This window comes from Paenibacillus sp. RC334 (assembly GCF_030034735.1).
GTDB classification, from domain to species: Bacteria; Bacillota; Bacilli; order Paenibacillales; family Paenibacillaceae; genus Paenibacillus; species Paenibacillus terrae_A.
Genome location: NZ_CP125370.1, coordinates 2,459,894 through 2,477,785 on the forward strand (window position 1 = coordinate 2,459,894; position 17,892 = coordinate 2,477,785).

At 50.3% G+C, this 17,892-nt stretch carries 15 protein-coding genes and 1 pseudogene; all 16 read left to right on the top strand.

Features of this window, described 5'->3' with window-relative positions; genetic code table 11:
- The first annotated feature begins 323 nt into the window (after nt 1–323).
- The 16 genes and pseudogenes from QMK20_RS11570 (at nt 324) to QMK20_RS11645 (ending at nt 17,861) form a co-directional block, all read left to right on the top strand.
- Entirely contained in the window at nt 324–518 is a 195-nt protein-coding gene (locus QMK20_RS11570; protein WP_014281351.1) for a hypothetical protein, read from the top strand.
- 12 nt (nt 519–530) lie between these two features.
- Nucleotides 531–866: a YolD-like family protein gene (locus QMK20_RS11575; RefSeq protein WP_283655816.1), complete on the top strand. Its 336-nt coding sequence runs from the start codon at nt 531–533 to the stop codon at nt 864–866.
- A gap of 37 nt (nt 867–903) precedes the next feature.
- Nucleotides 904–1,248, top strand: coding sequence for a cupin domain-containing protein (locus QMK20_RS11580; RefSeq protein ID WP_283655817.1), 345 nt, complete (start codon nt 904–906; stop codon nt 1,246–1,248).
- A gap of 138 nt (nt 1,249–1,386) precedes the next feature.
- Complete coding sequence (locus QMK20_RS11585) at nt 1,387–1,656, top strand: hypothetical protein (RefSeq protein WP_283655818.1); 270 nt, start codon at nt 1,387–1,389, stop codon at nt 1,654–1,656.
- Nucleotides 1,616–1,717 (top strand): annotated as a pseudogene (locus QMK20_RS11590) (GTP cyclohydrolase FolE2); the annotation flags it as partial. The gene QMK20_RS11585 and the pseudogene QMK20_RS11590, both read left to right, overlap by 41 nt.
- A 176-nt stretch (nt 1,718–1,893) precedes the next feature.
- Nucleotides 1,894–3,297, top strand: a complete 1,404-nt coding sequence (locus QMK20_RS11595) for a diaminobutyrate--2-oxoglutarate transaminase (protein WP_283656252.1) — start codon at nt 1,894–1,896, stop codon at nt 3,295–3,297.
- Between the two features lie 12 nt (nt 3,298–3,309).
- Nucleotides 3,310–4,779 (top strand): MDR family MFS transporter, encoded by a 1,470-nt coding sequence (locus QMK20_RS11600; protein WP_283655819.1) that lies wholly within the window; start codon nt 3,310–3,312, stop codon nt 4,777–4,779.
- 25 nt (nt 4,780–4,804) lie between these two features.
- On the top strand, nt 4,805–6,766 hold the full coding sequence (locus QMK20_RS11605) for an IucA/IucC family protein (RefSeq protein WP_283655820.1): 1,962 nt from the start codon (nt 4,805–4,807) through the stop codon (nt 6,764–6,766).
- On the top strand, nt 6,757–8,646 hold the full coding sequence (locus QMK20_RS11610) for an IucA/IucC family protein (RefSeq protein WP_283655821.1): 1,890 nt from the start codon (nt 6,757–6,759) through the stop codon (nt 8,644–8,646). The genes QMK20_RS11605 and QMK20_RS11610 overlap by 10 nt, the downstream gene beginning before the upstream one ends.
- The gene (locus QMK20_RS11615; RefSeq protein WP_283655822.1) at nt 8,640–9,401 is read left to right on the top strand and encodes an HpcH/HpaI aldolase family protein; all 762 of its coding nucleotides are present in this window, start codon (nt 8,640–8,642) and stop codon (nt 9,399–9,401) included. Before QMK20_RS11610 ends, QMK20_RS11615 begins: the two co-directional genes overlap by 7 nt.
- 24 nt (nt 9,402–9,425) lie before the next feature.
- On the top strand, nt 9,426–10,652 hold the full coding sequence (locus QMK20_RS11620) for a type III PLP-dependent enzyme (RefSeq protein WP_283655823.1): 1,227 nt from the start codon (nt 9,426–9,428) through the stop codon (nt 10,650–10,652).
- 140 nt (nt 10,653–10,792) lie between these two features.
- Nucleotides 10,793–12,832, top strand: a complete 2,040-nt coding sequence (locus tag QMK20_RS11625; RefSeq protein WP_283655824.1) for an IucA/IucC family protein — start codon at nt 10,793–10,795, stop codon at nt 12,830–12,832.
- A 106-nt stretch (nt 12,833–12,938) separates the two neighbouring features.
- Nucleotides 12,939–14,555, top strand: coding sequence for an AraC family transcriptional regulator (locus QMK20_RS11630; RefSeq protein ID WP_283655825.1), 1,617 nt, complete (start codon nt 12,939–12,941; stop codon nt 14,553–14,555).
- A gap of 98 nt (nt 14,556–14,653) precedes the next feature.
- A complete protein-coding gene (locus QMK20_RS11635; protein ID WP_283655826.1) occupies nt 14,654–15,658 on the top strand; it encodes an ABC transporter substrate-binding protein in 1,005 nt (334 codons plus the stop codon).
- A gap of 110 nt (nt 15,659–15,768) precedes the next feature.
- Nucleotides 15,769–16,773: a FecCD family ABC transporter permease gene (locus tag QMK20_RS11640; protein WP_283655827.1), complete on the top strand. Its 1,005-nt coding sequence runs from the start codon at nt 15,769–15,771 to the stop codon at nt 16,771–16,773.
- Nucleotides 16,770–17,861, top strand: coding sequence for a FecCD family ABC transporter permease (locus tag QMK20_RS11645; RefSeq protein WP_283655828.1), 1,092 nt, complete (start codon nt 16,770–16,772; stop codon nt 17,859–17,861). The genes QMK20_RS11640 and QMK20_RS11645 overlap by 4 nt, the downstream gene beginning before the upstream one ends.
- Nucleotides 17,862–17,892 lie beyond the last annotated feature (31 nt).

The following is a 17,892-nucleotide window of genomic DNA, read 5'->3' on the forward strand; positions in this document are numbered from 1 at the left end:
TAAATTTTATTTTCTTACCAAGACTACAAAAAATGAAAAGTATTGTCTAAACATTAATGCCTATATTTATAAATAAATGCTTATAAAACCCATATATATTGGAGTTTGGAATATTCTACGTTCCAGGATATAGGCTTCAATGCTATGATGTTCTATTGCATATGGGCTGGAATTACGATTGGGAAGATCCACTTTTTGATGTCAAAGCGTGTTAAATAATCCCCTGAGAGCATCACATTCTCTTAGGGGATTATTTAACATTGATAATCAAACGCATGTTCGCATATAATACAAACAAACGTTCTGATAAGGAGTGAAGGAGCATGCTGGAAAAATACGTGGGACAGATCGTGGAAATCGTGTATATGGACCGGAAGGGCAAGCTGTCTCAGCGGCGCATTGAGGTGCATCGTGTGCGGAATGGTTTGATACGGGCCACCTGTTTACAGACAGGCCAGCCACGCGTTTTTCGATTAGATCAGGTACTGGCATGGCATCCGGTAACCAGAACAGCATAGGAGGCGTTTACGATGGGGAAAAAGCTTGAAGGGAACGGCATATGGGAAAGCTCTCGCATGATCTTGCCTGAGCATCGGGATGCATATTTGCGACTGATGAAGGAGCAGGGGAGACGCGGCAAGCCGACACTGGACGATCAGGAAATGCAGCAGATTGAGCAGGCGATCATCGTTTCCTATAACGAGCGGAAGCCCATTACGCTGCGGGTATTCAATCCATTTGATGACGAGGAGCTGTGCGGGTTTGTGACGGTGATTAACACGAGTCGGCGGGAAGTGAAGCTGTCCCGTGGGGAAGAGGATTTTAGCTGGATTAAGCTGGAGGAAATTATAAAGGCAGATATATGAGCATTATGAATCAGTAATGGTAAAAGGAGGGGTTCAGTTGAAAATAAGTAAAAACAATGCCGAACATTATATATGGGGAGACCAATGTGATGGTTGGCGTTTGGTGAAAAATAAGGATTTGAGTATTATTCATGAGCGTATGCCCGGGAATACACACGAGGTCAGACATTATCACCATCATGCACGCCAATTCTTCTTTATTTTATCAGGTACAGCCATACTTGAAGTGGATGGTGAACGAATCGAATTATGGTCTCAGGAAGGCTGTGAGGTTCCTCCTTTGGTCCCTCATCAAATGTTTAACGAAACGAATGAGGATGTTGAGTTTTTGGTGATCTCTCAGCCTGCGAGCAGCGGTGATCGGGTCCTGACTGAAAAATAATATTTCGGCAGACCTAATCAAGCGAAGTTTGACAAGTATTCATTAGTACCGAAGAAATGCTAACTTTGGCTACACATATTCATGCGAGCAAGGGGCTACGACATTTTATCCATTTGGTTGGGTTCAAAAGCCCTTTTGATGGATGAAAGGCAACAGAGCCCGACGATGATAGAGCTGGGAACGAATATGGCGAAGGAGCTTCGGGTCCATAAACCGTTGGGTTCGATTTCACCCGTTTGGCTATCCAACATACTGGGTACTCCACTTGGTCGAAAGCTGGGTATTCCGAAGGAATCACTCGATTTTATCGTGGACGTGGACTACCCATTAGATGCAACGCGGCGGATTCACCATAAATCCGGACTGACTGGAGGCCGTTCGTGCCTTCGCGGTGGAGTGCCGAAATGAAGAATCTATCCATCTGCACGATGCTATAGCGAAAATCTCATATGAAAAACCGCGCTCCTGATTCTGTCAGGAAGAAATACCAAAGAACTACAGTGAAAATGGTCGAAATGACGATTTTCATTGTGGTTTTTTATTCTATTTTAGGAATTAAAAACAGTTTTTGTCCAAATTCCGGTCTGAAATGTCCATGGAAACAGGATATTTATTCCATATAATAAGGAGGTGAATTAATTGAAAATGATTATCAATATCAAAGGAGCGATAGAGTTGCCAAAAGCTACTACTGCTATCTCGCAAAACACCCGTTATCTGGAGAGTCAGGCTGCACGGGAATCCAATGCCAGATCCTACCCCCGTCGTATCCCCATTGCCATCGCCGAAGCAGAGGGCATCCATGTCAAGGATATGGATGGAAAAATTTATTACGATTGCCTGGCCGGGGCCGTAACTTTAGCACTCGGTCATAATCATCCGGTGGTCATTGAGGCGATCAGGGAGCTGCTGAATCACAAGCGTCCGTTGCATACGCTCGATTTGACTACTCCGGTGAAGGAGCAATTTGTAGAAGAACTGTTCGCCAGTCTGCCTCCTGAATTTGCCCGTCAGGCGAAAATTCAATTTTGTGGCCCGACCGGGGGAGATGCGGTGGAAGCTGCGATCAAGCTGGTCAAAACGGCTACGGGCCGCCGAAGCATTTTTTCCTTTCAGGGAGGTTATCATGGATCAACCCACGCTACGATGAGTCTCAGCGGTACTTTGGGGCAAAAAGAGCGAGTACAGGGCTTGATACCGGATGTTCATTTTATGCCCTATCCCTATGCGTATCGGTGCCCATTCGGAGTAGGTGGAGAGCAGACGCAGGCGCTTAGCAGTCGTTATATCGAAAATCTGCTGGATGATCCCGAGAGCGGGATCCTTACGCCATGTGCTTTTATTCTGGAGGTGGTTCAGGGGGAAGGCGGCTCTATTCCTGCGTCTGTGGAGTGGCTTCGGGAAATTCGCCGTATCACCAGGGAACGGGATATCCCGCTGATCATTGATGAAGTGCAGACCGGGCTTGGACGAACGGGGAAGCTGTTTGCTTTTGAACATGCGGACATTATTCCCGATGTGCTGGTCTTGTCCAAAGCGATCGGCGGCAGTCTGCCGCTGTCGGTTGTGATTTACAACGAAGCGCTGGATGTATGGAATCCCGGCGCGCATATTGGTACTTTTCGTGGCAATCAAATGGCCATGGCTGCCGGGCTTGCCACGCTGAAATATATCAAGGAGCACCGTATACCCGACCATGCTGCAGCCAGAGGCGAACAATTAATGGGACGTCTGAACGCCTTGAAGCAACAAACAGGCTGCATCGGAGATGTACGCGGCCGGGGGCTTATGATCGGGGTGGAAATTGTGGATGAACGACAGCCTGTAGATCAGTTAGGACATCATCCGGCCCATAAGCAGTTGGCCTCTCGAATACAGCAGGAATGCCTGAAACGTGGACTGATTTTGGAGGTGGGGGGAAGGCATTCCGCCGTGATGCGCTTTTTACCGCCGCTGATTGTGACGGAGCGCCAAATCGACGACATTTTCCTCATTTTTAATGAAGCGGTGCAAGTGGCCTATGTCGGGTTGCAGCACGGTCATGGTTAAGCAGGCCGAGGGATGAACATACGTGCTGTGCCCGAGCGACGGAAGGTCGTCATCACGGTGATGCTCGGCACCTTTACGGTTTTGCTGAATAACAGTTCGCTCAACCCGGCGATTCCGTCCTTCATTAAAGTATTTCATACGAACGCTGCTACGGCGAGCTGGCTCATCACTATTTTTCTAATCACGATGGGTATGACGATGCCTTTAACCGGATATCTGGCAGATCGTTTTGGAAAAAAGAAAGTATATCTGAGCGGACTTGCGCTCTTTGTCACAGGTTCCCTGCTCGGCTCGTTATCGTGGGGGCTTACCGCTGTCATCCTCTGTCGGGGACTGCAAGGGATGGCAGGCGGACTGATGATTCCGTTATCGCTGGCGCTGATTTTTGAAGCCTTTCCCAAGGAGGAACGCGGTAAGGTTACGGGAATCTGGGGGATTGCGATTATGGCGGCTCCGATGCTCGGACCTACGGTGGGAGGAATCGTGCTATCTCTAAGCAGCTGGCAGGTGCTTTTCCTCATAAATGTGCCAACCGGACTGCTGGGATTGCTGCTGGGGATGCGTTATTTAACAGCTGCATGTAGCAATCCGTCGCGCACCTTTGACAGCAGCGGATTTATAACGGTCACGTTGGGTGTGGGGTTGATTCTGTTTGCGCTGGGCAGAACAACGACCGCTGCGGATCTGATTGCCCCGCTACATATTCTACTGTTCCTTGCAGGCGCGGCTTTACTGGTTCTGTTTGTGCGAATGGAGCTGGTGAAGGAACAGCCATTGCTGAATGTGCACATTTTCAAAATACCGACCTACAGCTTGAGCGTCATCGTGGCGAGTGTACAGGCGATTGCGATGTTCGGCAGCATTTTTCTGGTTCCGATGCTGGTTCAATATGTGTATGGCTATGACGCCATGATGACAGGACTTGTGTTTTTGCCTTCCGCTATATGTACAGGGTGGTTTGTCACGATAGCAGGCAAGCAATTAGATCGCAAGGGGCCAAAAGGAATGATCAGCACGGGACTTATCATCACATGTGCCGCTACGGCGATGCTCGGTATGCTCCAGATGAATTCACCGCTGTGGATGATCTTCGTCCTCATGATGCTGCGGGGAATTGGGCTGGGTCTGTCGAATATGCCTGCCACAACGGCCGGGCTGAATGCGATTCCCGATGAGCTGGTAGCCCAAGGCTCGGCAATGAACAATGTGATGCGCAGACTGACCTCTTCGCTTGGAATGGTTGTGATTTCGATTTATTTTGAAGTTCGCAAGGCTCAGCTTCTGGCGGGGGGCTATTCGGTGGAAACAGGAACGCTGCAAGCGATCAGGGAGGGTTTTATCGGGATGAGTATATTGATTTTACTCACGATTCCCGCCGCTTTTTTCCTGAAGACGCCTGACTTCCTTCGTAAAAATGGAGCGCGTCGTACATCCAGTGATACCCCAGAAGCGAAAGCTTCTGCGGCTGCACCTAAGGTTTGAACAGGAAGGGAGAGAAAGAGTATACATGCTGATACAATCAACGGAGGTTCCCACTATCGCTGGAGAGCTGTCCAAAAGCAGGATCTGGGCGGAGCAAGCGACACTGCGGGCCTTGGTCAACAGCTATCTGCGGGAAACACAACAATTTGACCCGAGAATGAACACGGAAGCATCGGAAATAAGGGTGATTCTGCCCCAAATCGGGCTGAAAATCATGGGAACTCTACACCATTTCTCTGCAACTGGCCAACATATGTATGGGAGTGCTTGGTACGAGGTGGAAGAAGGAGGGACGTACAGGCCCCTGGAGATGGATGGAGTTATACAAAGGCTGCTGGACGAGATGAGCTATCACGCCAAGCCCGAGCAAAGGGAAGCGGAACAGCAAAAGATGAAGCAGCGTATTCGTAACAGCATGCACAAAATGACGCTCTTTATGGATCACCATACGAAGATCACAGGCGAGAGCAAGCCAAAGTCTTCCTCAAGTACAGAAGCCCACCTGACGTATGTACGCTCAGAGCAGTCTTTGCTGATCGGACACCCTTTTCATCCTTTTCCGAAAAGCACGGAAGGATTTGCTGATTATGAGCTTCCGTTATACAGTCCCGAGATGGGCGCGGCGTTTCCGCTGTATTATTTCGCGGTTCATGAGGATAACGTGCAGGAGGAATGGATTGGTGAAGAGCATCGCAGGGATGCCATTGACCCGTCTGTGCGGCTCCATGCTCGGCGTCAATGGGGAGAGGAGCTGGCGCGGTATCGTATTTTGCCGATGCATCCATGGCAGGCCGAGCAGGTGTTGCGTCAATCCTGTATTCAAGGTTTGATACGTCAGCGGGTGTTGATTCCTTTGGGTGCGCTAGGCCCTGTCGTTTATCCGACTTCTTCGATACGAACAGTATGGGATTTGAAAACCGGAAACGGCTATAAGCTACCGCTGCATGTGCGGATTACCAATCTTGTGCGTGACAATACACAGGAGCAGGCTCGGCGTACTTTGGATGCTGCGAAGGTCATTCATGAGCTTTCAGCCGACTGGTCGTCCCATATCCAATCCGAGTCCTTCAAGGTGCTGACAGAAACGGGATACAGCCGCGTATGCTTCCAGCCGAATGAGGATGCGAAACGGACAGAGAGTCCTGAGTTTACTAAGGGTGCAGGGCTTTCACAGGTCACCACCAGTGATGCAAAGTATGACGCAGGACATGAGTATAGCCCGGCGGCAACAGAACGAGGAGCAGCGACGGCTCAAGAGCTGGAGCAGCTGTCTGACCAGTTTACGGTTCTTTATCGTCCGATGGATTTGAACCCTGAATCCACCTATGTACTGGCTTCCTTGCTGGAGCCGTTGCCGGGTGAACAGGAGCCGCGGCTTATTGGAGTGATTCGGGACAATGCCCCGGGCAAAAACGGAAAACGGCCTGACCTGTTAACTTGGCTGGAACGGTATCTGCACGTATCCATGGTGCCCATGCTGCGTTTGCTTGCGGTGAAGGGTATCGCATTCGAGGCCCATGTACAAAATTCGCTTCTGTCCCTACAGGACGGATGGCCGGAATGCTACTATGTACGGGATTTGGAGGGCGTAAGTATTGTGCGTGAACAGGCCGAGGCAGCCGGGTGGATCAGTTCATTGATTGCTGAGGACAGTCCCGTATTATACGGTGCAGAAGAGCCGTGGATGCGTACCCGTTATTATTTCTTCGTTAACCATTTGGGGGCATTGATTCATGCCCTTGCGGTTCATGAGCAGCACGGTGAGCAGGAGTATTGGAGGGTGGTTCGCAAGGTGCTGGAGCAATTACGGAAACAAGATGCTGGTTCTTGCCCCCGTCTAGCTGCCTATATCCAGGATTTATTGACCGCACCTACACTGCCTGCCAAAGCCAATTTCACAAGCTGCTTTCAATCCAGAGGGGATGCGCCTTCGTTTATCCCGATCCCTAATCCAATTCATTTTCGTGAGGTGACTTCATGTCTGTAACTAATATTTCGGACCATAATTTTTCTACAAGCAGCCTTTCTACAGCTCCCGCCAGCAACGCTTCGACCACTCAACGCTTTATTCAGGCGCTCCGCTCGGATACCTTTACGCAGGTGGAGCAGCGTATCATCCGGCAACTGATTCAGGCATTGCTGTATGAAGAAATTTTGCCCTATGACACGCATAGCGATTCCTTGAATAACGGCGACCCACATTTTATATTGTTCGGCAAAGACATTACAGGTCGCGCCGTCCAATATCGTTCTGTCGGAAAACGGATGAACAGCTTTGGGCGCATTCGGCTCGTTCCTGTGCCGGTCATACGGGTCGGGACAGACGGAAGCGAGACGACAGCTACGCTGACGGATTTTGCAAATGAGGTCCTCAGTGCCGCACAGCAGGGTGAACGGCTTCAGCGCTTTATCGAGGAATTGGAGCAGACCTTACTAAAGGATGTACAGGCGCAAAGCTCTTTTACCGCGCCATTTCTGGCGGATGACCAGCGTCGATATGATGAACTGGAAGGCAATTTGGGGGATGGACATCCCTACCATCCATGCTACAAATCCAGAATCGGCTTTACGCTGGCAGATAATGAACTGTATGGTCCCGAGTTCAAGCAGCCGCTCCGTCCTGTTTGGCTGGCTATTGCCAAAAGCCATAGCCGGGCAGGGCAGTCGCAGGCGATTGAGTATGAAGCATTTATTCGCCAGGAGCTGGGAGAAAGCGAAGTCGCACGCTTCCAAGCCTTGTTAACCAGCTACGGTCAGCAACCGGAGGCCTTTCGCTTCATGCCTGTCCACCCGTGGCAATGGCAGCAGGTCATTTTGCCCCGGTTTCATCAAGAACTGACGGATCAGCGGATCGTATGGCTCGGTGAAGCGAGCGATGTGTATCAGGCGCAGCAGTCGATCCGCACATTGTCCAACCGGACCACACCGGAGCGCTCGTATGTGAAGCTGTCGCTCAGCATTATGAACACCTCCACCAGCCGGATCATGGCTGGGCATACCGTGCTGAACGGAGCGCTCATCACGGACTGGCTGCATGGGTTGCTGGAACACGATGAATACGCTGCGCAACAGGGATTCTTTGTTTTGCGTGAGGTTTTGGGTATCACGTATGACTATGAGCAGCTTCCCGAATACCGTCAGGCGAAAACCTACGGCTCACTGGGGACGGTTTGGCGGGAAAGCATTCACGGGTATTTGCAGCCGGATGAGGATGCGATTCCTTTTAACGGACTATGTTATGTGCAAAAAAATGGAGTGCCCTTCATTGATTCGTGGATACAGCAATTCGGCGTAGAGGAATGGACACGGCGTGTGCTGGAGGCCACGATATCGCCGATTATTCATATGCTGTATGCGCATGGGATTGGTATGGAATCCCACGGCCAGAATATCATTTTGATCCACCGGAACGGGCAACCGACACGGGTGGCGCTTAAGGATTTTCATGATGGTGTCCGGTTTTCTGTGAACCATCTGACAGAGCCGGAGAAATGCCCCGATCTTCATCCTGAGCCGCCAACTCATGCCCGAATTAACCGCAACTCGTTTATTAAAACGAGTAACCCGGACGATGTACGCGACTTTTCTTACGATGCTTTTTTCTTTATTGCAGCCGCCGAGCTGGCGATGTTCCTGGCCGAACATTATCAACTGGCCGAGCAGCGTTTTTGGGAAATGTCCGCACAGGTCATTCATGATTATCAGCGCCAGCATCCTCAGCATAAGAAGCGATTCCGTCTGTTTGATTTGTTTGCCCCGACCGTACAGATTGAAGAATTGATGAAAAGACGTCTGCTTGGGGATGAGGACCTTCATTTCAAGCCGGGAATGAACCCGCTGTATGTGCACCGGGAGCCGACATGTTGACTGTAAATCGGCTTCAGGAGAAGCTGCGGACAGGACAGGAGGTCGTTGGCCTCATCGCTTCCATTCCGGCGGCGCTTACGGTCGAAATGATCGGACATGCCGGATATGATTTTGTGATCATTGATATGGAGCATGTCATGGTCAATCCCGAGACGGTGGAGCATATGATCCGTGCTGCGGAAGCCGCACAAATCACGCCCTTGGTGCGTGTGCCTGAAGTCGATGCGAAGGAAATACTGCGCGTACTGGATAGCGGAGCGCAGGGGATCGTTGTTCCGCATGTGGAGAGCAGGGAGCAGATGGAGATGCTGGTTCAGGCTGCTAAATACAGCCCGGAGGGCAAGCGAAGCCTGAACAGCGGCAGACCTGCCGCATTTGGCAAAGGAAGTCTGGTGGACTACATGAAGCAGGCCAATGAACAGATTATGCTGGTGCCGATGATTGAGAGCGGATTGGGTGTGGAACGCATCGCGGATATTTTGTCTGTACCGGGTATGGGCATGGTGCTGGAGGGAGCAGCGGATTTGTCCCAATCGTACGGAGTGCCGTGGCAGACCGATGCAACGATTGTGCAGGAAGGGCTACAGCGCGTCTTTGAAGCTTCACAGCAAGCAGGTATTCCGTACTGTGCCATTCCACGCAGGGACAGGGAATACGGCGCATGGGTAGAACAAGGGGTTCATGCCTTCGTACTGGGTGATGAGCGGGGAATTGCTTTTCGCGCCTTGCAAAAAAGAAGGTCTGACCTACAGTAGCTCTCAACATAAAGGAGGAAGAACATGAGGCAGCTTGTTACAGCATTATCTGGAGGACAGATCGCTCCGTATGTGGAAAAGCTTATCCAGCAAACACGGGAGCGAGAGCAGCAGCCGATATGCGCATATATATATGACTTGGGCGCACTGAGAGAACGGGCACAACGTTGTGTGAGCAGCTTGCCCGACGATTGCAGTTTGTTTTACGCGGTCAAAGCTAATCCCGATCCTCAATTGATCGCCAGCCTGCTTCCCACCGTAAAGGGCTTTGAAGCTGCATCTATTGGAGAGATTCGGACCATTCGCGAAGTGTCAGCCGACGTGCCGATTATTTTTGGAGGTCCGGGGAAAAAGGACTCCGAAATTGAGGAAGCGCTAGAGCGGAAAGTGATGCTGATTCACGCCGAGAGTTTGCATGAGTTGCAGCGTATCGGCTGGATTGCCGAACGCAGACAACAGCGTGTATCTATTTTGCTGCGTATTAATTTGCGGCGTACCTTGCCGGAGGCGAGCATCACGATGTCTGGTCGGCCCACTCAGTTTGGTATCGACGAAATTCAGGTGCCGGAAGCGATCCGACTGGCCCAAAGCCTGCCGTATGTACAATTGGAGGGCTTCCATATGCACTCTCTGTCCAATAATCTGGATGCCCGGCTGCATGCCCGCATGGTCGCTACGTATTTGCAGTGTGTGCAGGGCTGGATTCAGGAGCATGATCTATCCATCCGCTATCTGAACGCGGGCGGCGGCTTCGGCATTTCGTATACCGATCTGGAGCGCAGGTTCGAATGGGATGATTTCATGGAAGAATTGCATCAAGTGTGGGAGGAATACCGCATTCCCGACATCCAGCTCATTTTTGAGTCCGGGCGCTATATGGTGGCGCACTGCGGGTATTATGCGGCAGAAGTGATCGACCTCAAAACGAATCATGACCAGCATTACGCCATTATTCGTGGGGGAACCCATCACTTTCGATTGCCAGTGTCATGGCAGCATAATCAGCCGTTTGAGGTGGTTGCTGTTGACGATTGGCGTTATCCTTTTCCGCGCACAGAGCGGCGACAAACAGCAGTGACCATCGCGGGTGAGCTTTGTACCCCCAAGGATGTGCTGGCCCATGAAGTGTATGTGGAGCATTTGCGAATTGGGGATGTTCTGCTGTTTCATATTGCGGGAGCCTATGGCTGGACGATTTCCCATCATGATTTTCTCAGCCATCCACATCCACATTTTTACTATATAAACTGAAATGAGAGTTACCTATAGCGCCACTACGCAGACGGATGGTGCTTCCCATCGTCCCCAGCCCCTGGATTTCTAAAATAAAGCCGATGATCAGGGTCGAAATCAGTCAAAGCAGCACTAACATTAAGGAGGAATGAATCCATATGAAATACACAACAAGCACGACCCCGGTGCTTTCATCCGAAGAAACAACGCTTTTGCAGAAGAAAAAGCAGGCTGAAAACCATGTCATGCAGGATCTCATCAATACATTGCTGACGGAAGGATTTTGGGAGCATGCCGATATTGAACTGCTGTCTATTTCGCAATGGCAAAGCTACTATACTACCGTCCATCCTGAATTAGGCGAGCTATTTTCTTTTGCCGATCCTGAAGCTATTGCGGATCCAAAAGGGGAAACCTCTCCAAACGGTCGTTATATAAGCCTTTACCGCTGGTGGGTGGATCGGGAACAGCAGCACAGTCTCATTTTTCCCGTACAAGCTGCAGTGGTTCAACCCTATCGCTATCTACAGTCGAGTGGTGTGTATGAAATTCGGCGGTGGTCAGAGGGTGGCGGGTTTAGTGCAGAATTGCTTCACCCCGTAACGCTGATGCAGCGTGTGATTGAGGGATGCCTGGATGAAGAATACCGTCAACAGGAGGGAGTGGGACGGTTTATCCAGCTACTAGAGCAATCCATTGAACAGACTACATGGTCGCTGGATAGCGGACTGACGGATGAAAATATACTGGAGAAATCGCCCTCAGAGGCTTTTCAACGATTGGAACAGTATTCTTCGCTGCGTGATCGTCCGTTTCACCCCGCATCCAAGGCCAAAACGGGCTTGAACGAGGAGGACTATCGCAAATATATCGCTGAATTTGGGCAAGACATCACGCTGAACTGGGTGGCGCTCCGAAAGGATGCGGTGATGACCGGAGTGGGAATCGCACAAGGGCCTCATTTTACGGACACAGAAACAGTAGCAGATGCAGTCAAATCGGACACACAGCGTCCATACGATGGGCAGCAGCCGGACGACCTTCTTCTGTCCAGCTCCGAGCGTCAGCTAGTAGAGCAGGAGATGCAGGAACGCGGATTAGCTGCGGATTATATTGCAATCCCCGTTCATCCGTGGCAGCTCACGTATATGCTACCCCAGCATTTACATACCGAGCAGGTGGACAAAGTATGGATTCCACTGGAAGTGAAGGCCGGAGCTTTTCAGGCAACCTCGTCTGTGCGCTCCCTGTCTCCCAAGGATGGCGGGCAGAATTATGTCAAGCTGCCGCTGGGCGTGTTTTCATTGGGGGCATCCCGCTATCTCCCTGCGGTAAAGCTGATTAACGGAGATCGCGGACAAGCCATGTTGCAGCAAGCCAAGACGCGTGACCCACAGCTTCAGGAACGCTTATTTTTATGCGATGAAGGCTCCTGGTGGGCCTATATGCCGGAAAATGGCAGCCTGTATGATGATCCACCCCGGCACTTGGCAGCGATGGCGCGGATTTATCCGCACGAATTGATCCATGATCCTGCTGTTCGCCTGATTCCCATGTCTGCGTTGGCCGCAAGTCAGCACCATTTTTTCCAGGAATGGGCGGCTGAGCGCGGACTTCCAGACACGGCAAAATCGGTAAAACAACTGTTCGGTGAAGTGTGCTCGGCATTTTTTGAAATCATGCTGCGCTTGTATCGGATCGGGCTTATGCCTGAAATCCATGGACAAAACTGTGTGCTGGTTTGGAAAAATGGAAAGATCGAGCACATTTTGCTACGTGACCATGACTCGGTACGTCTGCATCTGCCCTGGCTGACAGAGCAGGGAATAGCCGATCCTGAATACCAAATCCGGCCAGGCTATTCCAACAGCCTATATAATGAAACACCGAAGAAATTACTGTTCTACCTGCAAACCCTTGGCATTCAAGTCAATCTGTACGCCATTATAGATACTCTTTCCGATGTTTATGGTATAGACGAGTTCACTTTATGGTCTGTATTAAGGCATCAATTGGAAGAAGCGATTCATCGCGTGCCTTTCAAGGCTGCCGTTCGTCAGGAAATCGAGCATATTTTATTTGAAAAGCCGGACTGGCCACTCAAGCTACTGGTTAAGCCTTTGCTGGAGCAGTCTGGCGTACCCGGCAGCATGCCATCTGGTCAAAGCCGTATACAGAACCCGTTTCATCATTTATAAGCTTGAGCGCAATTCCATTTTGCAAAATCCGACCCAGTCTATATATAATGAAAAGAGTTCTCATAGAATCGAGAATAATTATCGATATATAGAAAGGCTGGGAGCCATGAATACGCAGGATCAATCCTTTACTTCATTTCTTTATAAACTGCAAGATATTCAGCATGTGTGCTCTGGTCGCTCTTCCTCCCGGCAAGAAACGTCTTTTCATACCTTGTTATTATTCAATGAAGGCGAAGGGGATATAGTCATTGATGGAATGACGTATCCTCTTTACCGTCAAAAGGGCTTTATGCTCGCTCCCGGCGCAGCCATGAAGCTCCATATGTTGTCCGGCGCTCCAGCGGATTATTACATCATCCGTTTTCTTGCATTACAGCCGTCCGGGGAGCCGGACCGTTACATACCCGCACCAGCGATTGGACCGCATGAATGGATCATTTCCCACTTTCGTTTTGTGATGGATATGGTCGAGGAGATCAAGAGGAAGCATCATTGTAATAGCGTGTGGGACCAAATGAAGGCCAACATTGTATTTCAGGAAATGCTGATGTCCTTGTTTCAGCATACGAGCCGTGATCAGAAGCCCGATGTGCAGCAGGCGGTGACGCTGACCCATCATTATATGGAGCAGCACTATGCCTCTGATATTACGCGGGACAAGCTGGCGGAGCTGGCAGGGATGAGCGCTGATTATTATTCACGTATGTTCAAAAAATTGATTGGCAAAAGCCCGATGGAATATTTGACGGACATTCGTATCAATCATGCGAAGCAGGCGCTGGTGCTTACCCGTGATTCCTTTCGTTCTATTGCTCACGGTGCCGGTTTTAGCGATGAATTCTATTTTAGCCGCAAATTTAAAGCTGCCACAGGACGCTCCCCCTCAGCCTACGTGAATACAATCCGTTATTCGGATAAAATCGCTTCGCTCAAGCATCTGTTAACCGGACATTTGGTGGCATTGGGCATTGAGCCGTATGCGGCGGTCATCAACAAGGCTTATCCTGTCACCGAGGGCTTCCGCAATACCATTTCGGTGGGTGAGGTTCAGCCCGACCTGGAGAAGCTGATGTCAGCCCGGCCTGATCTGATTTTAACCTGTGAGTTTAGAGATTTTGAGAAGTCGAAAAAGGAAAAAATGTACGAGCAGATTGCGCCCACCGTCACCGTGCCCTTTTTTCAAAACTGGCGCACTCATTTTCAGTCGATTGCCCGTATTGTCGGCAAGGATGCGGAAGCGGTGGAATGGCTGGAACGGTATGAAACGAAGGCTGCGACCATTTCTCGAAAGCTCAGGCAAAAGATCGGCGGGGAGACGGTGCTAATCGTCGGAGTGGGGAACCAGAAAATGTGTGTGTATGGACAGCGGAATGTGGGAACGGTGCTATACGGGGATTTAAAGCTGGCTATGCCTGCGGGAGTGGAGGATATTGCCCATTACCGTGAGGTGACGGTGGACGATCTGGCTGAATATGATGCGGATCGCATCATACTGACGTGTTTCCGCCATTATGGAAATGCCTGTGAAGAACAAACGATTCAGCAGGAATGTCTGGCACTGTGGCGCTCTCCTGAATGGCAGAAGCTAAAGGCGGTGCAAAGCGGAGCCGTACACCATATGTGTGATAGCCGACACCTGTATACATGCTATACTTCGTTGTCCCACGACCTGTTATTGGACAAAACGGTCACGTTGTTATTGTCTGATTCGTCCAAATAAAGGACGCTAACGTCCATGTTCATCATGGCCCCCCCTCCCTATAATTAATAATGAGAATCAATATCATTATTGGCGATCTAAATAGGGGGAATAGAGAAATGCAAGCATCAGGCAAGGGGAGTATATGGATTGCACTCATAGTTGTATTGCTGCTTTTATCAGGCTGTGGCACTGGAGGCGCGGGTAAGAGTGCGGATTCCGGTGGAGCGACTGGAACGGATAAAGGAACGACGGACACGCAGGGAGCGGCTTCAACCGATTCGGTGCGTACCATTGAGCATGTGTTGGGTAAAACCGAGATTAAGGGGACACCCAAGCGGGTCGTAACGCTGTATAACGGAGCCAACGATGTTATGATCGCCTATGGTATAAAGCCTGTGGGGATTGTGGAGTCCCATGGAACGGAGCCCGTGTATGACTATTTAAAAAAGGATCTCGCAGGGATTCCCACGGTCGGGTTGGAAACACAGCCGAGCCTGGAGGAGATTTATAACCTGAAACCGGATGTCATCATTGCAACCCGATTCCGTAACGAGGCGACGTACCAGCAATTATCGGAAATTGCCCCTACCGTGGCCGTCAATGAAGTATATGAGTGGAAGGAAACCGTAAAACTGATCGGACAAGTGTTGAATCAGGAGGATAAAGGAACACAATTACTGGCGGATTGGGATCAGCGTGTAGCGAATTTCAGGACGAAAATGGGTGACCGTCTGCCGATCAAGGCCTCCATTGTTAATTTCCGCGCGGACCATGCACGTATTTATTATATGGGCTATGCCGGGAAAATTCTGAAGGAGTTAGGCTTTACCCGCCCTCCTGCACAAGAAGGGGATCAGTGGGGAGTTAAAGTCAACAGCAAGGAAAGCATACCCGATATGAATGCAGAGACATTGTTCGTATTTAACTCCGGTAAGGATCCGGCTGCGATTGAAAAAAATGTTGAAGCCTGGACCCGTCATCCTCTATGGAAAAACCTTGATGCATACAAGAAAAATAGCATTTTTAAGGTCGACGAAGTGAACTGGAATTTGGCTGGAGGTTATCTGAGCGCGAATCGGATGCTGGATGATCTTTATAAAATGTATGATCTGAAATCATAAACCTACATGACAATAAGAACAACGGAAATATAGCAGAGGGGTGAGGGGTTATATCTCTCATCCTTCTTTTATGTTGTACCAGGCTGTTGGAAGAGTGAGGCTATGCAACGATGCTAACGACAAATTTAAGAAAATGGACTGGACTTGGTGTATGCCTGATTTTGTTGACAGGAGCTTTATTTCTTGGCCTACTGATGGGTAGAACGCTAATTAATCCAAATTTTATGATTTCTTCCTTATTTCATTATGATGCTCAAAATGTAGAGCATGTGCTGATACATACCGAACGTTTGCCGCGCACGGTCATTGCTGCTGTTGTAGGCGCGAGCTTGGCGATGGCAGGAGCCTTCATGCAGGCACTTACCCGCAACCCGTTGGCTTCACCCAGTACGTTCGGTATCAATGCGGGTGCTTTGTTCTTCGTCTCTATCGCAGCGGTCGCGTTTTCGGTCGAGTCCATGATGTCTCTGATGAGTTTTGCCTTGATCGGCGCAGGACTGGCGGCTATTCTGGTGTACGTCATCGGATCATTAGGCAGGGATGGTTTGACGCCAGTCAAGATTGTATTGTCCGGCTCTGCCATTCACGCTTTGTTTATGTCGATGATCCAAATTATTTTGGTGATGAATGAAACGGGAATGCAAAATGTGTTGTTCTGGATGGCAGGCTCTGTCAGCGGACGTTCGCTGGAGATGCTACAGCCTTTATTTCCTTTTATGCTAGCGGCTGGGATCTCGGCGATGTTTATGGGGAGAGCGGTGAATCTGCTCGTGACCGGGGAAGATGTAGCGAAGGGCTTGGGGCAAAATATCTTATGGGTAAAATGCGCGATGGGCCTGATTATTGTGGTGCTGGCTGGATGCTCTGTTGCTATTGCGGGGGCGATTGGCTTTGTCGGTCTGATCATTCCGCATGTGGCGCGTGCTTTGGTTGGTGCGGATTACCGCTGGATTACCCCTTTTTCGGCGGTACTGGGTGCTTTGCTATTGGTGTCGGCGGATACCGCAGCCAGAGTACTGATTTCGCCGCAGGAAATTCCGATTGGCGTCATTACAGCTTTGATAGGGGTTCCCTTTTTCGTCTACATTGCCCGTAAAGGGGTGGCGTGGAAATGAAGCGCGTGAATTTGAAGCATGGGACTGGCAGAGACGGCATGAATGCGAAGCATTATGTGACGCTGCGCAGCAGGAGCGGCAGGTTTCATATCCAACTGGAAAAGAAAGCACTATGGATGATGTGTGGACTGGCTTTGGCGCTACTGATCATTGGCGTGATTAGTGTAGGCTGGGGAGATACGTATGTGCACCCTTGGGAAGTGCTTCGAGCGATATGGGGGCGTGGCTCAGGCGATTATGATTTTATTCTGTACAGGCTGCGGTTTCCGCGAGCGCTTACGGGAGTGCTGGTTGGTGCGGCTCTGGGCATTGCGGGAGCGGTGCTTCAGGGCATTATCCGTAATCCGCTGGCATCCCCGGACATTCTCGGGATTACAGGCGGAGCATCCGTAGCGGCAGTTACGTTCATTGCTTATGGGGGAGCTGTTTTGAGCATTCAATGGCTACCTGTGGCGGCTGTCGCTGGAGCGCTGGTCGTATCGCTGCTTGTGTATATATTGGCCTGGAAGGATGGTGTGACACCAATCCGACTGGTGCTGGTGGGGATAGGTTTGGCTTCTGCTATGAGCTCGATTACGACGCTGATGCTGGTCATGAGCTCGTCCTTTACAGCCGGCAAGGCTTATATTTGGCTGACGGGCAGCGTGTATGGAGCATCGTGGAATAACGTATATACCATGCTGATCGCTGTTGTGATCTGCACACCTTTGGTTCTCTATTTTTCACGCAGCCTCAACACACAGGAGTTGGGGGATGATGTGGCTACCGGCTTGGGAGTGGAGGTGCAGCGGCATCGTGTGATGTTGCTGCTGCTCAGTGTGATTCTTGCTGGAACTGCAGTAGCAGTTGCGGGAGCGATTGGTTTTGTGGGTTTAATCGCGCCGCATATTGCGCGCAGATTGGTAGGCCGCTCTATGGGTAGCCTGACGCTGGTGTCAGCACTGGTAGGGGGATTGCTGGTGTATCTCGCCGACTTGCTGGCCCGTACGGCTTTTTATCCGATTGATATTCCCGCAGGCATTTTTACAGCAGGGGTGGGCGCACCGTTTTTCCTGTATTTGCTGCTCCAGCGCCGAAATCGGCATTAAAGCCGAGCTGGAATTTTTTTGAACACTTATG